Here is a 16,692-nt window from a genome sequence, read left to right on the forward strand (position 1 = left end):
ATGGGGGCAACAACATCCGCCGGGCCGCGCGACGACAGACAGCAGGCATTCCGGGCGAACACCATGGCCACCAAGACAACTCCCCGCGCTGGCGCCAGGCCGCCGCGGGCCACCACCCCGACCCAGCCGCCTGCGGCAGTGCCGCCCAAGGCGGTTGCGCACCTGCAGGAGAGCGACCTGCCCGGCTTGCCGGGCCTGCGCACGGGCGACGATGTGGAAACGCGCATCTACAACACCGTGTACGAGAGCGTGATGACCCAGCGCCTGACGCCCGGCACCAAGCTGCCCGAGGCCTCGCTGTGCGAGCTGTTCGATGTGCGCCGCGCCACCGTGCGCAAGGTGCTGCAGGCGCTGGCGCACGACCACATCGTGGACCTGCGCCCCAACCGCGGCGCCATCGTGGCCGAGCCCACGCCCGAGGAGACGCGCCAGGTTTTCGAGGCGCGCCGCGCGCTCGAAGGCTCCATCGTGCGCCTGGCCACGCGCCATGCGACGCCCGAAGACATCGCCTCGCTGCGCCAGCAACTGGAGGAAGAGCACCACGCGATGCACCGCTTTACCCAGCCCGCCTGGGCACGGCTGGCCAGCGCCTTCCACCTGAGGCTCGCAGAGCTGTCACGCAACCCCGTGCTGCAACGCTACCTGATGGAGCTGGTGTCGCGCTGCTCGCTGATCGTGGCCCTGTACGAGCCGCCCGGCAAGGCCTCGTGCGAGCACGAGGAGCATGCGCGCGTGGTCGACCTCATCGGCCAGGGCGACGCCGACGGCGCCGCGCGCGAGATGGAAGCGCACCTGCTGGCGCTGGAGCACAGCATCGCGCTGCAGCAAGAGCGCAGCGACAACAACCTGGCGCGCATGCTCGGAATGGCCTGAGAGGCTGAGTGTCTCCGCAAGCGGCGGCGGCGATCAGTTGTCTGCGGCCTGCGATCGCGCAAGCCGCTCGCTCTGCCAGTAGACATCGTCTCCGCCGTCCATGCGGTTGAGCACGCGCGCCAGCACGAACATCAGGTCCGACAGGCGGTTGAGGTACTGGCGCGGCGCGTCGTTCAGGGTTTCCTCGCTGCCCAGGCCCACCACCACGCGCTCGGCGCGGCGCGCCACGGTGCGGCACACATGGGCCTGTGACGCAGCGCGGGTGCCTGCGGGCAAGATGAACTCCTGCAGGCGTGGCAATGATGCGTTGTAGTGGGCCAGCGCCTCATCGAGCTGCAGCACGGCCTCGGGCTTGAGCAGTTCGTAGCCCGGGATCGACAGTTCGCCGCCCAGGTTGAACAGCTGGTGCTGCACCTGCACCAGCAGGCTGCGCACATCGTCGGGCAACGGCTCGCACAGAAGCAGGCCGATGTGGGAGTTGAGTTCGTCCACATCGCCCATGGCGTGGACACGCATGCTGTTCTTGGAGACACGCTGGTCATTGCCCAGCCCGGTGGTGCCGGCGTCGCCCGTGCGGGTGGCGATGGCGGTGAGTCGATTGCCCATGGAGGCCTCCTGTGCTGCACGCCACAGACTGCGGCGGCGGGATCTTGAATGGGAATGCTGTCCAAGGGGCACAGCGCTTGCCGGGACAGGCAAGGCCGCATTGTCATCCATTCGCACGCACAGGGATTGCGACGCTGCAAGGCGCTGAGCCTCGTGCAGTGGGAGTGCCAAGACGCACACAACTACCGCGACGAGAAAGCGCCAGTCATCAATGGGCGCTTAGAGCGGATAACAAAACTCAGCGAAGCGGCTCTGGCCAGGCGTTGCGTCGCAGGCAGTACGAGCAGTACGACGAGATACAGCAACGACGCCAGAAGAGTTTTGTTAGCCGCTCTTGGCCGCCAGACCGGACTATGCCCTGCGCTCTATCTCCAGCGCAGGGCACACCGGCCTCATGTGTCACCATCGCAGCGCTTATCGCACAGCGCCGCGGTTGGCGGCGTCGATGTCAGCCGTGGAAACGAGGCCATTCTTGGCAGTGGACTGCATGCCGGACCACGCATTGGCATGGTAGCGATCCCACTCGTCGCGCGACACCATGTTGTCACCGTTGGCGTCCATCAGGCGAGCATTGGTTTTCTTTTCAGCATTGGCAGCTGCCTTGCCACCCGCAGCGGTAGCATCGATTTCTGCGGGTGCGGCGGTCTTGCCCATGCCTGCTGCGGGGTTGGCCACGGCGGCAGAGGAATTGGCTTTTTTGTTGTCGACCTTGTTCTGGGCGTTCGCGGCAGCTGCGCCACCCGATGCCGAAGGATTCACCTCGGCGGGCGGCGTCTTGGCCACTCCTGCGGGTGCCTGGGCCAGAGCGGCACTGCAAGCGAGAACAGCCAGGGAAGCCATGAAGGTGTGCTTGGTAGTCATTGGAGAGTCCTTGTCAAAAGAAGAGCGTTGAATGCTCTGGGTCCATTGTTCAAGCACACCGTGGTCGGGCCTGTAGGACTTGCGCAGGGACTGGCGTGGGACTTCAAGCGCCAGCGCCGCACCGTGCGACAGAGCGGTCGGCCGGGCGTCCTACGCCAGGCGTTACACCGGGCAGGCAAATGTAGGACCAGGCAACAGCAGGCAAAATGGCTGGCTGCCCACCGCCATCTGCGGTGCAATGGCGGCCTGTTCAACTTCGGAGCTCACGACCCATGAAGACCCCAACGACCGTGAACACCCCATCGCGCAAGGCTCCCCACCCGTTCGATGCCAGCAGCGCCCTGCTGTTCGCCGTGCTGTCCATCGGCGCTTTTTCCGCAGTGTCCCCCGCCCATGCGCAGACCAGCGCCAACAATCCTCCGCTGACCGCCCCGGGCAACAGCACCCGCTCTGCTGCACCCAGCCTGGGTGTGACGCCGCCCATCCCCCACAGCGCCACGACCGCATCGCCCGCCCTGGCACCCCAGCTCGGCGGCACCGCCAACTCCACCCAACAGGCGCAGAACTCGCAGGCCGGCGTCGCCTTCTCGCGTGCAGACGCCAACCGCGATGGCCAGTTGAGCCCGCGAGAGGCCGTGATGCTGCCGGCCATCAGCCAGAAATTCGAGGCCCTGGACCGCAACAAGGACAAATTCCTGTCGCTTGAAGAGTTCGCCCTGGCCGCCAAGTCCTGATCGGCTCCACCTCCCCATTCATCCCATAAGCACGCTGCGGCGTGCTTTTTTTGCCCGCCAATCAGTCGTGCAGCGACGAGAGGAACTGCTGCAGCTCAGGCGTCTTCGGGCTGCCGAAAAGCTCGGCCGGCGTGCCGGTCTCGTGCACGCGGCCCTGGTGCATGAAGATCACGCGGTCGCCCACTTTGCGCGCGAACGCCATCTCGTGCGTGACCATCATCAGCGTCATGCCTTCGAGCGCGAGCGACTCCACCACGCGCAGCACCTCGCCCACCAATTCCGGGTCCAGCGCCGAGGTGATCTCGTCGCACAGCAGCACCTGTGGCTCCATGGCCAGCGCGCGAGCGATCGCCACGCGCTGTTGCTGGCCGCCCGAGAGCTGGTCGGGCATGGCGTCGAACTTCTCGGCCAGTCCCACCCGTTCGAGCAGCTTGCGCGCCTGCTCGGCTGCGGCCTTGGCGTCGCGCGCCTTGACCAGGGTAGGCGCCAGCATGATGTTCCGGCCCACGGAGAGGTGCGGGAACAGGTTGAAGTTCTGGAAGATCATGCCCACCTGCTGGCGCAGCGCGCGCATGGCGGTGGGGCTTTCGTGCATGAGCTTCTGGCCGTTGACGCTGAGCGCGCCTTCCTGGAACACCTCCAGCCCGTTGATGCAGCGCAGCAGCGTGCTCTTGCCCGAGCCGCTCTTGCCGATGATGGCGATGACCTCGCCGCGCTGCACCTTGAGATCGATGCCCTTGAGCACCTCGTTCGTGCCGTAGGACTTGCGCAACGCCGTGATGTCCACGATGGGGCGGCCCGCCAGCACGTCGGCAGGGGCTGGGGCGGCAGAGGAAGTGGTTTCAGTGCCGGTTGCCATGGAGTTTCCTTTCGAGGGACTGCGCCACCAGGCTCACCGGGAAGCACAGCGCAAAGTACATGAGGGCCACGCAGGCGTAGACCAGGAAGGGCTTGTAGGTGGCGTTGGAGATCATGCTGCCGGCCTTGGTCAGCTCCACGAAGCCGATCACCGAGGCCAGCGCCGTGCCCTTGATCACCTGCACCAGAAAGCCGACCGTGGGCGGCACGGCGATGCGCAGCGCCTGCGGCAGCACCACATGGCGCAACTGCTCGCGAAAGTTGAGCGCCAGGCTCTGCGCGGCCTCCCACTGCCCCTTGGGGATGGACTCCACGCAGCCGCGCCAGATTTCGGTGAGGTAGGCGCTGGTGTAAAGCGTGAGCGCAAAAGCCGCCGCCGTCCATGGCGAGGTCTTGATGCCGAACAGCGCGATGCCGAAGTAGGCCAGGAACAGTTGCATCAGGAGCGGCGTGCCCTGGAAGACCTGCACATAGGCGCTGATGGCGCGCTGCGCACCGCGCAGCCTGGACAGCCGCAGCACCAACAGCGCCAGGCCAACGAGGCCGCCGCCGATGAAGGCGATGAGCGAGAGGCTCACCGTCCAGCGCGCGGCGCCGAGCAGGTTGCGCAGGATGTCCCAGACGGAAAACTCGACCATATCGAATTACCTCCCCACCAGGAAACGCGCGCCCACCCACACCAGCAGGCGCCGGGTGAGCATGGACAGCGCCAGGTACACGAGGGTGGCCACGATGAAGGCCTCGAACGCGCGGAAGGTGTTGCTGGAGATCAGGTTGGCCGCGTAGCTCAGCTCGGGCGTGGAGATCTGGCCACACACGGCCGAGCCCAGCATGACGATGATGATCTGGCCCACCATCGAAGGCCACACCTTCTGCAGCGCAGGCGGCAGCACCACGCGCCGGAAGGTCTGGCCCGGCGTGAGGGCCAGGCTGGCGGCGGCCTCCACCTGGCCGCGCGGCGTGGCTTCGATGCCGGCACGGATGATCTCCGACGAGTAGGCGCCGAGGTTGATCACCATGGCCAGCGCCGAGGCCAGCTCGGGCGAGAGCTTGAGCCCCAGCGCCGGCAGGCCGAAAAAGATGAAGAACAGCTGCACGATGAAGGGCGTGTTGCGCACCAGCTCCACGTACGAAGCCACGGCCCAGCGCAGCGCCGCCGGGCGCGGGCCCAGGTTGCGTGCGCGGGTCCATGCGCAGGCGGTGCCCAGCAGCAGGCCCAGCACCGTGCCCACCACGGTGAGCCCTATCGTCCAGGCCACGCCACGCAGCAGCATCGGCCACTGCGAGAACACGGCAGAGAAATCCAGTTGGATCAGCATGGTGTGCCTACCCCGCTGCGTTCATCGCGCGGCGGGCCTGTGCAAGGTGGGTACGAAAGGAGCGGTGCAGCCGGGATTACTGGGGCAGGTCGCCTGCGGGGCGGCCCAGCCACTTGCTCGACATCTTGTCGATGTCACCGGACTTCTTCGCCTCGGCGATGATCTCGTTCACGCGCAGGCGCAGCTTGTCCTCGCCCTTGGCCACGCCGATGAAGTTCGGGCTGTCCTTGAGCAGCAGCTTGTACTCGGTGGCCAGGTTCGGGTTCTTGACCATGATGGTGCCGGCCGTCGATGCGCTGGTGGCGATCGCCTGCGTCTGGCCCGATACGAAGGCAGAAATGCTGGCCGCATGGTCCTCGAAGCGCTTGACGTCCACGCCTGCGGGCGCGACCTTGGCCAGCTCCTGGTCTTCCATGGCGCCGCGCGTCACGGCCACCGACTTGCCGGTCAGGTCGGCAAAGCTCTTGATCGACAGGCTCTTGCTCGCGAACACGGCCTGGAAGAACGGTGCATAGGCGGCCGTGAAGTCGATGACTTTCTCGCGCTCGGGGTTCTTGCCCAGGGTGGAGATGACGAGGTCGGCCTTCTGCGTCTGCAGGTAGGGAATGCGGTTGGCGCTGGTCACCGGGATCAGCTCGACCTTCACACCCATCTTGGCGGCGATGTAGTTGGCCATATCCACGTCCAGGCCCTGGGGCTTGAGGTCGGTGCCGACAAAGCCGTAGGGCGGGTAGTCGGTGGGGATGGCGATCTTGATTTCCTTGGCCTTCTGGATATTGTCCAGCGCGTTCTGCGCATGCGCGGCGGGCGCCAGCAGCGCGGCCGACAGGCCGGCGGCGGCCAGCAGGCCCAGGGTGGAACGGCGGGTGGTGGTGGCGCGGGGGGTCATAGCAAGGCTCCTAGGTAGGTGGATGCGTCGTCGGACGGTGGGGGAACGGGTTTCTTGGCGGCCGCCTTGCGCGGAGCGCGGCCCTTGGCAGGCACTGCCGCCTCGGGCACGGCAGCGCTCTTGCGCACCGGCGCCAGCGCATCGCGCAGCTCGGCCAGCGGGTCGTGGGCCGCTTGCAGGCGCAGGGCGTCCTGCACGGTGCCGATGTGTTCGGACATGAGGGCCTCGGCGCGGGCGATGTCGCCGGCCTCCAGCGCCTCGACGATGCGCACGTGGTCGGCGCAGGACTGCGCCGCGTCGTGCGAGGACTGGTAGAGCATGGCAATCAGCGTGGTGCGCGCGGTGAAGTCGCGCAGCGTGTCGGCCAGCAGGCTGTTGCCCAGGCATTCGGCCAGGCAGACGTGGAAATCGCCCAGCAGAAAGCTGCGCGCACCCACATCGCTGCCGGCCAGGGCCGCCTTCTCGCGCTGCAGGTGGTTCTTGAGCTGGCGCACGGCCGCCTTGTCCACTGACTTGAGCTGGTGCAGCAGGCCGAGCTCGATCACGCGGCGCGCCTCGAAGGCCTCGCGCGCCTCGTCCTCGGAAGGTTCGATCACGTACCAGCCGCGGCGCGCGCTCACGGTGACGATGCCGCGCGTGGACAGCCGCGTGAGCGCCTCGCGCACGATGGTGCGGCTGCAGTCGAACAGCATGGCCAGCTGCTGCTCGCCCAGGCGCGAGCCCGGGGCCAGCTTCTGGGCCATCACGGCTTCGATGATGCGGTTGCTGATGTCGGTGGCGGAGGTCATTGCACCTCCTTACGCAGCTTCCGTGCCAACTGGTATACAAGCACAATGCACCAGCTTGGCGCACCAATGGGATGCACAGGCAACGCTCGCCGCACTACGGCGGCGCACACGGCGGTCGGGTTCTCCTTGGCCCGCCCCGCGTTTGGGCACACCGCCCTAAAATGAATCCCACACCAGATTCCGCCGGAGACATCCCATGAACGCCCCCACCGCCGCCTCGCACCTGCTGCCCGAGATCCACCTGCGCGAGGTGCCCCAGGCGCTGATCGATGCGCTGCAGGCCCGTTTCGGTGCCCGGTGCTCACTGGCACAGGCCGTGCGCGAGCAGCATGGCCGCGACGAGGGCTCGCTGCAGGCGCCACCGCCCTCGGCCGTGGTGTTTGCCGAAAGCACGCAGGACGTGGCCGATGCCGTGAAGCTGGCCGCCCAGTACGAGGTGCCGGTGATCCCCTACGGCGCGGGCTCATCGCTCGAGGGCCACCTGCTGGCAGTGCAGGGCGGCATCAGCATCGACGTGAGCCGCATGAACCAGGTGCTGAGCATCGATGCCGAGGACCTCACGGTAACGGTGCAGCCCGGCATCACGCGCAAGGCGCTGAACGACGCGATCAAGGACACGGGCCTGTTCTTCCCCATCGACCCCGGTGCGGACGCCAGCATCGGCGGCATGAGCGCCACGCGCGCCAGCGGCACCAACGCCGTGCGCTACGGCACCATGCGCGAGAACGTGCTGGCGCTGGAAGTCGTGACCGCCAGCGGCGAGGTCATCCACACCGGCACGCGCGCCAAGAAGAGCAGCGCCGGCTACGACCTCACGCGCCTGATGGTGGGCAGCGAGGGCACGCTGGGCATCATGACCCAGATCACCGTGCGCCTGTACCCGCTGCCCGAAGCCGTGTCGGCCGCGACCTGCTCGTTCCCGAGCATCGAGGCGGCCGTGCGCACCACCATCCAGACCATCCAGCTCGGCGTGCCGATCGCGCGGGTGGAGCTGATCGACCACCACACGGTGCGCATGGTCAACGCCCACAGCAAGCTCGGCCTGCGCGAAGAACCCATGCTGCTCATGGAGTTCCACGGCTCGCCGTCGAGCGTGAAGGAGCAGGCCGAGACCGTGCAGGAGATCGCCAGCGAGTTCGGCGGCAATGCCTTCGAGTGGGCCAGCACGCCCGAGGAACGCACGCGCCTGTGGACCGCGCGGCACAACGCCTACTTCGCAGCCGTGCAGAGCCGCCCGGGCTGCCGCGCCATCAGCACCGACACCTGCGTGCCCATCAGCCGCCTGGCGGACTGCCTGCTCGACTCGGTGGCCGAGGCCGAGGCCAGCGGCATCCCCTACTTCCTGGTGGGCCACGTGGGCGACGGCAATTTCCACTTCGGCTACCTGCTGGACCCGAACATCCCCGAAGAGCGCGTGACCGCCGAGGACCTGAACCACAAGCTCGTGGCGCGCGCCCTGGCCCTGGGCGGCACCTGCACCGGCGAGCACGGCATAGGCCTGCACAAGATGGGTTTCCTGCTCGACGAGACCGGCGCCGGCGCAGTGGACATGATGCGCGCCATCAAGCGCGCGCTGGACCCGAAGAACATCCTGAACCCGGGCAAGATCTTCGCGCTGTGAAGGGGGCCCTTTCCGGTTCATTGGCTCCAGCCGAGGCTCACTGGACCTTTCAAGCTGCCATAGGGATGTCCTGCTGCCCGCCGCGTCACAACACGCCTGGTCTTGACAAACTGACCATGCAACCTGCTCCCGTTTAAAGTCGCTCTACCAGCTCACTTAAACGCACACGGGCTCGCTGCAGACTTGGCGAGCGTTGCGCTGCACGTTCAGGGTCCCACTCGTCCCTCACCCATGCAGTCAGCCGGCTGTTGTAGCCGATACCTTGGCTTGCAACAGCACCGGCCTGCTGGACAATGTCTTCGCGAATTTCACGCGCAGCAAATTTGGCCAATCCCAGCAGATGGCTCTTAGGATCAGGCAGCTTGTCTGGCTCTGGCGGCAGCTTGCTTTTTGGTCCCACCAACCGCCTCATCGCCACATGGTCAGCCAAGACCCAGGACTCCACCTCTCGGACAGCCACGCGAAACAATAAGTTTTCAGGAGCAGGTTTCGACCCCAGCCAGTCTCTCTTCAACGCGCTCGGACACTCCAGTCTATCCAGATCGGTGATAAGCAATACAGCCTGTCTCTTTGCGAGCTCACGCCACTTGGACATGCCTGAACGAAGGTAGCCAAAGCCATCCCGCCTGAGCAGGGGACTGGGCGTGACCTCAAAAGGGAGTTCCTGCAAGAGTCGCAGCCCCACCGCCTCACTCAATGCGTCTTCGGTTGCAAGCGCAACATAGGTCATTGCCACAAGCCCAGCTGATTCACGGACAGAGGACGTGTCTTGGGCAACATCACTTCTGCAACAGAGAGACCCGCCTCCATTTCCATGGCCTCCTGATGGGTCACTGTACGGGCGGTCGAGCCTTGCTCCCCCGTTTCCAGAATAACCACCCCTCTTCCGTCAATGCCGGGGTTGCTAAGCAGCGCTTCACTGTGCGTGCTGAGGAAAATCTGGCGGCGGACCTTCTTGTTGCGTTGAAGCCGTTGCAGTATGAGAGGAATCTCCTTAACGATCGCATCGTTGAGCGAAATCTCTGGCTCCTCCAGCAGCAGCAGCGAATTGCCTTCAAGCAGTGTCCACAGCAGCCCCAGAAGGCGCAACGTTCCATCTGAGAAATGCTCTTCCGACTGCCATCCCGCATTCGGCCTGTGGTGTACATATAGCGCTTCCAGATGTGGACGCCCCAGTTGGTCTTGTGAAAACCGCAGTTCTGCAAATTGCGGCACGGCCAGCTTCAGCGCAGCACCGATCTTGTTCAGGCGCGCAGTGCGTGTCTTTTCAGGCGTTTTGGCGATGCGCTCCAAAAACCCCTGTCCGAATGGATCATCCTCAATGCGATTGCCACCCATCTTGTCAGCGAATTTCAGCAGTTGGGGCACAAGATGCAAGTATGTGATCGTGCCAAAGAACTCCGCCAATTCTCTAAACTGGCCGTTGGCACCGATCTGCTCCAAACGGGTCTGGGTCAGCAACACGGGATCTGCTTTGTCTGCTTTGTCTGGTCTCTGAAAGAGGCAGCGTTTGCCTTCCCATACTTGTTCGTTGGAAACAAGTATTCGCTGAGCCCCTTTGCCCTCGGGCTTGAATCCCAATACATAGCGCCAAGTAACTTCCGAGTCGGCAGATGGGGCTAGCTCTATATCGATCAATACCTCGTTATCAGTCCGCGCGTGAAGACAGCGCAGCTTGCTGATTCCGTCCCGGTCGGCAACGGCGGTCTGAAGACCGCCTCCCTTGGACTTGCTGACGTCCCGCAAGAACCGAAATGCATCCAGAAGATTGGACTTGCCCGACGCATTGGGCCCCAGAAGATAAGAGACTTCACGCAGCGGAACATCGATCAATCGAAAGTTTCTCCAGTTCTTCAGTTTCAACCGGGTTACCAACATCATTCTTCTCCTTGATTCCTGCAACGGCGCACGCTCGCCCTGCTAGGACAATGCGAGTTCAAGAGCGGATTATCTGTTTGAAATTGGTAGGGGCAACCCGCGCGGAACGGCCCAAGGATGGGAGCTGAACCCTCATTCGCCAACCGATTCAATCAGAGCGCCCCCAACGCATTGGATCCACGACCACCGACCTGGGCCACGACGTGTCGGAGGTCTGAGCTCTACGATGTCGGCGCTTTGCGCGGCATAAATCACGCAAGGGGCTAGCGGGAGCGGGCCGCAAGATGGCCACAGCGGACCGGTGGCGTATCGTGAGATTTTGGACCTTTCCTACAATCTTCTTGCCTCCATGCACCAGTTCATCCGCCCATCCATTTTGGCCATCGCCCTCACAGGTAGCCTGCTTTTCAGCGGGTTACTGGTAGTGTCCGTGGCCCAGCCGACCTGGGTGGAGCACCAGGCCCGGGAGCTGATCCGCGCGCAGATCGAGCGCAAGACCGGCGAGAAGATCGCGGCGCTGGATGCCAGCTTCCTCGACGGCAGGGCCCGTGCCCTGCTGCAGGACCATGAGCGCGAGATTGCGGCGGCGCGCCGCGCCCTCACCGACGGCCTGCCCGCGCGCATCGCGGCCATCACGGCCCAGATGGGCGTACCGGACTGCGAGTGCCGCCGTCGCCACCGAGAGGGCACGGAGCTGCGCTTGGGCAGCTTGCAGCAAATGCAGGCCCAGCTCGCATCGCTGATCCGCAGCCAGTACCTGGAAACCGCGGGCCAGTTGCTGCGCGAGCTGCGCATCTTCAGCGGCGCCAATGCCCTGGCCTTTGCCCTGCTGGGCGTAGTCGCACTGCGCCACCCCGAGGCCCGCCTGCAGCTGCTGCCCGCGGCGTCCACCTTGCTGCTGGCCACCGCAGCGGCCAGCGCGGTCTACCTGTTCGGGCAGAACTGGCTGCACACCATCGTCTTCGGCGACTATGTGGGCTGGGCGCTGCTGGGCTATATTGCCCTGGTCCATGCATGGCTGTGCGACCTGCTGTTCAACAGGGCGCGGGTGACCGCCCACCTGCTCAGTAGCGCGGGCGGCAGCGTCTCGCCATGCTGATACCGCGAAGCAACCAGACCCCACCCATGCGCATCGCCTTCGTCTCCGATATCCACGGCAACCTCGCGGCACTCGAAGCCGTGGCGGCCGATATCGCCCGCCGCGGCGCCGACCGCGTGGTGAACCTGGGCGACAACCTTTCGGGCCCCCTGCTGCCGCGCGAGACGGCGCAGTGGCTCATGGCCTCGGACTGGCTGTCCCTGGCCGGCAACCACGAGCGCCAGGTGCTGCAGCTGCGCCCCGGCCATGGCGGTGCCTCGGACCAGTACGCCCATGCGCAACTCACCGACGCGGAGTTCGCATGGATGCGCAGCCTCACCCATTCCCTGCGGCTGGGTGACGACATCCTGCTGTGCCACGGCTCGCCACGCAGCGACCATGAATACCTGCTCGAAACACTGGATGGCCACACCATGCGCGCGGCCACCACCGCAGAGATCGAGGAACGCCTGTCAGGCCAGTACGCGCCGCTCATTGCCTGCGGCCACACGCATGTGCCGCGCCACGTGCGGATCGGGGCCAGGCTGCTGCTGCTCAACCCCGGCAGCGTGGGCCTGCAGGCCTATGACGACGACCACCCCGTGGCCCACAAGGTGGAGAACGGCACGCCTGACGCGCGCTACGCCATCGCGCAGTTGACTGGGCGGGGCTGGGCGGTGGAGCACCACCTGGTGCCCTACGACCACGAATCCATGGCCGTGCTGGCCGATCGGAACGGCCGGCCCGGGTGGGCGCACGCCCTGCGCACCGGCCTCATGCCGGTATGAGGCGAGCCGATTTTCAGCCGTGCACCGCGCGCGAATCGTCAGGCGCCTCTGCCCGGTCGTTCATGCCATAGTCGCGCACCACGGCCGCCACGCGCAGCCGGTAGTCGGCAAACACCTGGTCACGCCCGGCCGCCTGGGTGCTGCGGTGTGCCTCCTGCTGGCGCCAGCAGGCCACGGCTTCTTCATCGCGCCAGAAGGACAGGGACAGCAGCTTGCCCGGCGTGGCCAGGCTCTCGAAGCGCTCGATGGAGACAAAGCCATCGATCTGCGCGAGCAGGGGCTTCAAGGCCGCTGCCGCATCCAGGTAGGCGCCGCGCTGGCCGGGCGCGGGCGTCACCTCGAAGATCACGGCCATCATGGCGTGGACTCCTGCGCATGGGCTGGCAGGCCCAGCGTGCCTTCCACACCCTGGGTGAACGTGCGCTCCTCGCGCAGGATGAAGCGCTTTTCCTGCGCGAAGGCGAAGTTGGCGCGGCCCTCGGCATCGCTGCGCAGGCGCGCCCGGTAGACCTCGTAGGCGGCCAGCGAGTCGAAGCCGATCAGGCCCCAGGCCTCGCAGTTGCTGCCCTCGTGCGGCAGGAAGTATCCGAGCAGATGGCCGCCGCAGCGCGGAATGATCTGGCCCCAGCGCCGCGCGTACTCGGCAAAGGTGTCGCGCTGGAAGGGATCGATCTCGTAGCGGATGAAACAGGTGATCATGCGAAGCCTTTCGTGGAAACAGGCTTCACGATAGGCGCTTGACCGCCCTGGATGCTTCGCCCACCATCGAAGCATCATGACCCAAATCGCCCTGCCGCCCCTGCCCTCCGCATGAAGACCCTGCTGCTGTTCATCGCCACCGCGCTGGCCGAGATCGTGGGCTGCTACCTGCCTTACCTGTGGCTCAAGCAGGGCAAGACTGTGTGGCTGCTGCTGCCCGCCGCCGCCAGCCTGGCCCTGTTCGCCTGGCTGCTGACCCTGCACGACACGGCGGCCGCCGGCCGGGTGTATGCCGCCTATGGCGGCGTCTACATCGGCGTGGCGCTGGCCTGGCTCTGGGCCGTGGACCAGATCCGACCCACGGCCTGGGACATTGCCGGTGTGGCCGTGGCGCTGTGCGGCATGGCCATCATCATGTTCCAGCCAGCGCGCTGAGCTCCTACTCGCCAGCTTTCGGCTTGGTCGTCTTGGCGGCGGCCTTGGGCCGCACATGGGCCGAGCGCGGGCTGCGCAGGGTGTCGGCGTCCAGGATCAGCCGGCCCTGGATGCGCCCCTTCATGCGCTTGACGCTGCTGGCGGCGTCCTGCATGTGGCGCGCCATCAGCGTGCGCACGGTTTCCACGTCGCGCGCCCGCGCCGCCTGCACGATCTCGCGGTGGAAGTTGGCGTTGACCTCGCCGAAGCGCCGGTGCTCGGCCTTGGGCGTGCGGTTGCCGTAGACGATGAGCTGGCGCAGCATCTCGTTGATCAGCTCGCAATTGAAGCGCAGGAAGGGGTTCGGGTTGGCTGCGGCCAGGATGTCGTGGAAGTTCACGTCCTCGCGCCGCTGGCTGAGCATGTCCTCGCTGCTCGACGCCGGGTCGCAGCAGGCGATGGAGTGCTCCAGCGCCTCGAAGTCGGCCTCGGTCAGGTGCGGCACGGCGCCGGCGGCCAGCTCGGGCTCCAGGAACTGGCGCACGGCGTAGATGTTGTCGATGGTCACTTCCTGGAAGAACAGGTAGTTCTGCATGAACTGCAGAGTGCGGTCCAGCGGCACCTCGGCGATGGTGCCGCCGCCCGAGGGGCCGGTGGAGATGGTCACCAGCCCCTGCACCTCCAGCGACTTGAGCGCCTCGCGGATGGTGCCCTTGCTGACCTCGAACTGCGCCTGCAGCTCGCTCTCGCGCGGCAGGCGGTCGCCCGGGCTCAGGTTCTTCTCGGTGATCAGGCGCTTGATCTCCTGCGCCACCAGGTCGGGGCGTTTGAGGGCTTTGAGCGGCTTCTGTGCGGACGGTTTGCTTGGCATGGAGGGATTGTCGTTGCTCGGACGGATGCACGCGCCGGTGCGCTTCAGGGGTGAGGTACCGCCCATGGTGCAGTGTATGCACCGCAAGGGGGCGGCGGTGGGGATGCAGGGTTTCCACGCACGGTGTTTATTCTATTTATCACTATAAATAGCAGAAATGAGCGCGACCGACGCTCTGCAGCGGTGGCACGCCATGTGCTTTGCACAAGCCGTGCCCCGCTTTCGGCCACCCGGCCTCAACCCCTCCACAGGAGCCCCCATGCACCGTCGCCACCTCTTGCAACTCTCTGCCCTGGGCGCACTGCCCGCATCGCTGGGCATGGCCAGCAGCGCCTTTGCGCAGGCCAGCGGCGCCATCCAGTTCGGCTGCCCGGTGCCCATGTCGGGCGCGTTCGCGGCCAACGGCAAGTTCGCGGACCTGGGCATGAAGCTGGCCATCGAGCAGTACGGAACCGTCCTCAAGCGCCCCCTGGCCTACACGGTGCTGGACACCGAAGGCAAGCCCGCCACCGCCGTGCGCAAGGTGCAGGAGTCCTCGCAGCAGCAGGGCACGCGCTTCTTCGCAGGCGGCATCCTGTCGTCCGAATCGCTGGCCATGGGCAAGGAGGCCGAGAAGGCCGGTGGCATCTTCATCACCACCGCTGGTGCCGACGAGATCACAGGCAAGGACTGCAATGCCGCCACCTTCCGCTGGTCGGTGCCCACCTTCGGCGCCATCGAGCAGACGGTGCGCCCCCTGGCCGAGGCCCTGCCCAAGGCCAAGCGCTGGTACACCATCACGCCGCAGTACGTGTTCGGCGATGGCCTGCTGTCGGCCGCCAAGAACATCTTCAAGGAAAAGGGCCTGGAGCACGTGGGCAACAGCTACCACTCGCTGACCGAAAAGGAGTTCAGCGGCTACCTGACCAACGCCATGGCCGCCAAGCCCGACGTGCTGCTGCTGCTCAACTTCGGCTCGCAATCGTCCGACGCGCTGCGCCAGGCCGTGAGCTTCGGCATGCACAAGAACATGACCATCCTGGTGGCCTGGGCCTCGGGGCTGGAGCAGTTCGAGTCGCTGGGTGCCGACCTGTGCGAGGGCGTGTACTTCGGCGCGCAGTACTGGCACACGGCCAACGCACCGCTGAACCTGGACCTGGTCAAGCGCAGCAACGACAAGTTCAAGTCCAACCCCAACTACAGCCTGGCGGGCTCGTACATCTGCACCAAGCTCATGATCGACGGCATCATCAAGGCCGGCACGGTGGAGCCCAAGGCCGTGATCGCCGCCATGGAAGGCATGAAGTACCAGGGTCTGACGGGTGACGAAGAGATCCGCAAGGGCGACCACCAGGTGCTCAAGAACTACTACCTGCTCAAGGGCAAGGCCAAGGCGAAGATGGCCAACAAGGACGACTACGTGGACGTGGTCAGCTCGGGCAAGTCCTTCCTGCCCCTGGACCAGACCGGCTGCAAGATCGTTTGAGCGCCACGCGGCCTTTCTGGCCTGCGTCCCCTCCCCGGCCCGCAGCTGCGGGCCGGGAGACCCTTCCCTTTTCCCTCGTCCATGAACATCTACCTGCTACAGGCCATCAACGGGATCGGCATCGGCATGCTGTACTTCCTGCTGGCGGTCGGCCTGTCCATCGTGTTCGGCCTGCTGCGCTTCGTGAACTTCGCGCACGGGGCGTTCTACCTGCTGGGCGCCTACTTCTGTTTTCAGATGACGCGCTGGGGCCTGAGCTTCTGGCTCGCCCTGGCCGTGGTGCCCGTGGTCGTGGGCGCGCTGGGCTGGCTCACCGAGAAGCTCGTGCTGCGCCATGTGTACGCCAAGCCGCACGAGTTCCACATCCTCGTCACCGTGGGCCTGGCCCTGGCCATCCAGGAACTGGTGATCCTGCAGTGGGGGCCGCTGGGCGACAGCGTGCCGGTGCCCGACCTGCTGCAGGGCGTGGTCATGTGGGGTGGCATCGTCTACCCCAAGTACCGGCTGTTCGTGATTGGCTTCACCGCGGTGCTGGCCGTGGGCCTGTGGTACGTGCTCGAAGGCACGCGCCTGGGCAGCGCGGTGCGCGCGGGCAGCGAGTCGACCGAGATGGTCTCGCTGCTCGGGATCAACGTGTTCCGCATCTTCAGCCTGGTGTTCGCGCTGGGTGCGGCCACCGCGGCGATTGCCGGCGTGCTCGCCGCCCCGATGCGCGGAGCCGAGCCCTTCATGGGCATCGAGGCACTGGGCGTGGCCTTCATCGTGGTGGTGGTCGGGGGCATGGGCAGCTTTGCCGGCGCGCTGATCGGCGGCCTGTTGATCGGCATCGTGCAGAGCGTGATGAGCACCGTGTGGCCCGAGGGCGCGCGGCTGATGATCTACATCGCCATGGCTGCCGTGCTGCTGCTGCGCCCGCATGGCCTGCTGGGCCGCAAAGGATGAACCCCACC

The 16,692-nt window shown here is 65.9% G+C and carries 20 protein-coding genes; 8 read left to right on the forward strand and 12 right to left on the reverse strand.

Going from position 1 to position 16,692, the window contains the following annotated elements:
- The first annotated feature begins 63 nt into the window (after positions 1-63).
- A complete protein-coding gene (locus tag U5N23_RS19390; RefSeq protein WP_322594361.1) occupies positions 64-873 on the forward strand; it encodes a GntR family transcriptional regulator in 810 nt (269 codons plus the stop codon).
- A 33-nt stretch (positions 874-906) separates the two neighbouring features.
- On the opposite strand, the gene U5N23_RS19395 is transcribed toward U5N23_RS19390, so the two are convergent.
- Positions 907-1,479 carry a cob(I)yrinic acid a,c-diamide adenosyltransferase gene (locus tag U5N23_RS19395; RefSeq protein ID WP_322594362.1) on the reverse strand — a complete coding sequence of 191 codons (573 nt, stop codon included), beginning with the start codon at positions 1,477-1,479 and terminating at the stop codon, positions 907-909.
- A 414-nt stretch (positions 1,480-1,893) separates the two neighbouring features.
- Complete coding sequence (locus U5N23_RS19400; protein WP_322594363.1) at positions 1,894-2,397, reverse strand: hypothetical protein; 504 nt, start codon at positions 2,395-2,397, stop codon at positions 1,894-1,896.
- 215 nt (positions 2,398-2,612) lie between these two features.
- Between U5N23_RS19400 and U5N23_RS19405 the strand changes: the two genes are divergently transcribed.
- Positions 2,613-3,074 carry a hypothetical protein gene (locus U5N23_RS19405; protein WP_322594364.1) on the forward strand — a complete coding sequence of 154 codons (462 nt, stop codon included), beginning with the start codon at positions 2,613-2,615 and terminating at the stop codon, positions 3,072-3,074.
- Between the two features lie 61 nt (positions 3,075-3,135).
- Here U5N23_RS19405 and U5N23_RS19410 read toward each other — a convergent pair whose 3' ends face one another.
- From U5N23_RS19410 to U5N23_RS19430, 5 genes are all read right to left on the reverse strand, one after another.
- A complete protein-coding gene (locus U5N23_RS19410; protein WP_322594365.1) occupies positions 3,136-3,933 on the reverse strand; it encodes an amino acid ABC transporter ATP-binding protein in 798 nt (265 codons plus the stop codon).
- Positions 3,917-4,570 (reverse strand): amino acid ABC transporter permease, encoded by a 654-nt coding sequence (locus tag U5N23_RS19415; RefSeq protein ID WP_322594366.1) that lies wholly within the window; start codon positions 4,568-4,570, stop codon positions 3,917-3,919. The genes U5N23_RS19410 and U5N23_RS19415 overlap by 17 nt, the downstream gene beginning before the upstream one ends.
- A 6-nt stretch (positions 4,571-4,576) precedes the next feature.
- Positions 4,577-5,251 carry an amino acid ABC transporter permease gene (locus tag U5N23_RS19420; protein ID WP_322594367.1) on the reverse strand — a complete coding sequence of 225 codons (675 nt, stop codon included), beginning with the start codon at positions 5,249-5,251 and terminating at the stop codon, positions 4,577-4,579.
- A 76-nt stretch (positions 5,252-5,327) separates the two neighbouring features.
- Complete coding sequence (locus tag U5N23_RS19425) at positions 5,328-6,140, reverse strand: transporter substrate-binding domain-containing protein (RefSeq protein WP_322594368.1); 813 nt, start codon at positions 6,138-6,140, stop codon at positions 5,328-5,330.
- Positions 6,137-6,928: a GntR family transcriptional regulator gene (locus U5N23_RS19430; RefSeq protein WP_322594369.1), complete on the reverse strand. Its 792-nt coding sequence runs from the start codon at positions 6,926-6,928 to the stop codon at positions 6,137-6,139. Before U5N23_RS19430 ends, U5N23_RS19425 begins: the two co-directional genes overlap by 4 nt.
- Before the next feature lie 196 nt (positions 6,929-7,124).
- Here U5N23_RS19430 and U5N23_RS19435 point away from each other — a divergent pair, with 196 nt between their 5' ends.
- Positions 7,125-8,549: an FAD-binding oxidoreductase gene (locus U5N23_RS19435; RefSeq protein WP_322594370.1), complete on the forward strand. Its 1,425-nt coding sequence runs from the start codon at positions 7,125-7,127 to the stop codon at positions 8,547-8,549.
- A gap of 133 nt (positions 8,550-8,682) precedes the next feature.
- Here the strand turns inward: U5N23_RS19435 and U5N23_RS19440 are convergent, their stop codons facing one another.
- Positions 8,683-9,285, reverse strand: a complete 603-nt coding sequence (locus tag U5N23_RS19440; protein WP_322594371.1) for a hypothetical protein — start codon at positions 9,283-9,285, stop codon at positions 8,683-8,685.
- Complete coding sequence (locus tag U5N23_RS19445) at positions 9,276-10,430, reverse strand: AAA family ATPase (RefSeq protein WP_322594372.1); 1,155 nt, start codon at positions 10,428-10,430, stop codon at positions 9,276-9,278. Before U5N23_RS19445 ends, U5N23_RS19440 begins: the two co-directional genes overlap by 10 nt.
- A 427-nt stretch (positions 10,431-10,857) precedes the next feature.
- On the opposite strand from U5N23_RS19445, the gene U5N23_RS19450 reads away from it, so the two are divergent.
- Positions 10,858-11,526, forward strand: a complete 669-nt coding sequence (locus U5N23_RS19450; protein WP_322594373.1) for a hypothetical protein — start codon at positions 10,858-10,860, stop codon at positions 11,524-11,526.
- A gap of 26 nt (positions 11,527-11,552) precedes the next feature.
- Positions 11,553-12,293, forward strand: a complete 741-nt coding sequence (locus U5N23_RS19455) for a metallophosphoesterase family protein (RefSeq protein ID WP_322594374.1) — start codon at positions 11,553-11,555, stop codon at positions 12,291-12,293.
- A gap of 13 nt (positions 12,294-12,306) precedes the next feature.
- Here U5N23_RS19455 and U5N23_RS19460 read toward each other — a convergent pair whose 3' ends face one another.
- Positions 12,307-12,651 (reverse strand): antibiotic biosynthesis monooxygenase, encoded by a 345-nt coding sequence (locus U5N23_RS19460; RefSeq protein WP_322594375.1) that lies wholly within the window; start codon positions 12,649-12,651, stop codon positions 12,307-12,309.
- Positions 12,648-12,992: an NIPSNAP family protein gene (locus U5N23_RS19465; protein WP_322594376.1), complete on the reverse strand. Its 345-nt coding sequence runs from the start codon at positions 12,990-12,992 to the stop codon at positions 12,648-12,650. The genes U5N23_RS19460 and U5N23_RS19465 overlap by 4 nt, the downstream gene beginning before the upstream one ends.
- A gap of 111 nt (positions 12,993-13,103) precedes the next feature.
- Here U5N23_RS19465 and U5N23_RS19470 point away from each other — a divergent pair, with 111 nt between their 5' ends.
- On the forward strand, positions 13,104-13,427 hold the full coding sequence (locus tag U5N23_RS19470; RefSeq protein ID WP_322594377.1) for a YnfA family protein: 324 nt from the start codon (positions 13,104-13,106) through the stop codon (positions 13,425-13,427).
- A gap of 4 nt (positions 13,428-13,431) precedes the next feature.
- On the opposite strand, the gene U5N23_RS19475 is transcribed toward U5N23_RS19470, so the two are convergent.
- Positions 13,432-14,277 carry a FadR/GntR family transcriptional regulator gene (locus tag U5N23_RS19475; RefSeq protein WP_322594378.1) on the reverse strand — a complete coding sequence of 282 codons (846 nt, stop codon included), beginning with the start codon at positions 14,275-14,277 and terminating at the stop codon, positions 13,432-13,434.
- Between the two features lie 259 nt (positions 14,278-14,536).
- On the opposite strand from U5N23_RS19475, the gene U5N23_RS19480 reads away from it, so the two are divergent.
- A complete protein-coding gene (locus U5N23_RS19480; protein WP_322594379.1) occupies positions 14,537-15,742 on the forward strand; it encodes an ABC transporter substrate-binding protein in 1,206 nt (401 codons plus the stop codon).
- Between the two features lie 81 nt (positions 15,743-15,823).
- Positions 15,824-16,684, forward strand: a complete 861-nt coding sequence (locus U5N23_RS19485) for a branched-chain amino acid ABC transporter permease (RefSeq protein ID WP_057200353.1) — start codon at positions 15,824-15,826, stop codon at positions 16,682-16,684.
- Positions 16,685-16,692: the final 8 nt, after the last annotated feature.

It is taken from the genome of Acidovorax sp., assembly GCF_034519795.1.
GTDB lineage: Bacteria > Pseudomonadota > Gammaproteobacteria > Burkholderiales > Burkholderiaceae_C > Acidovorax.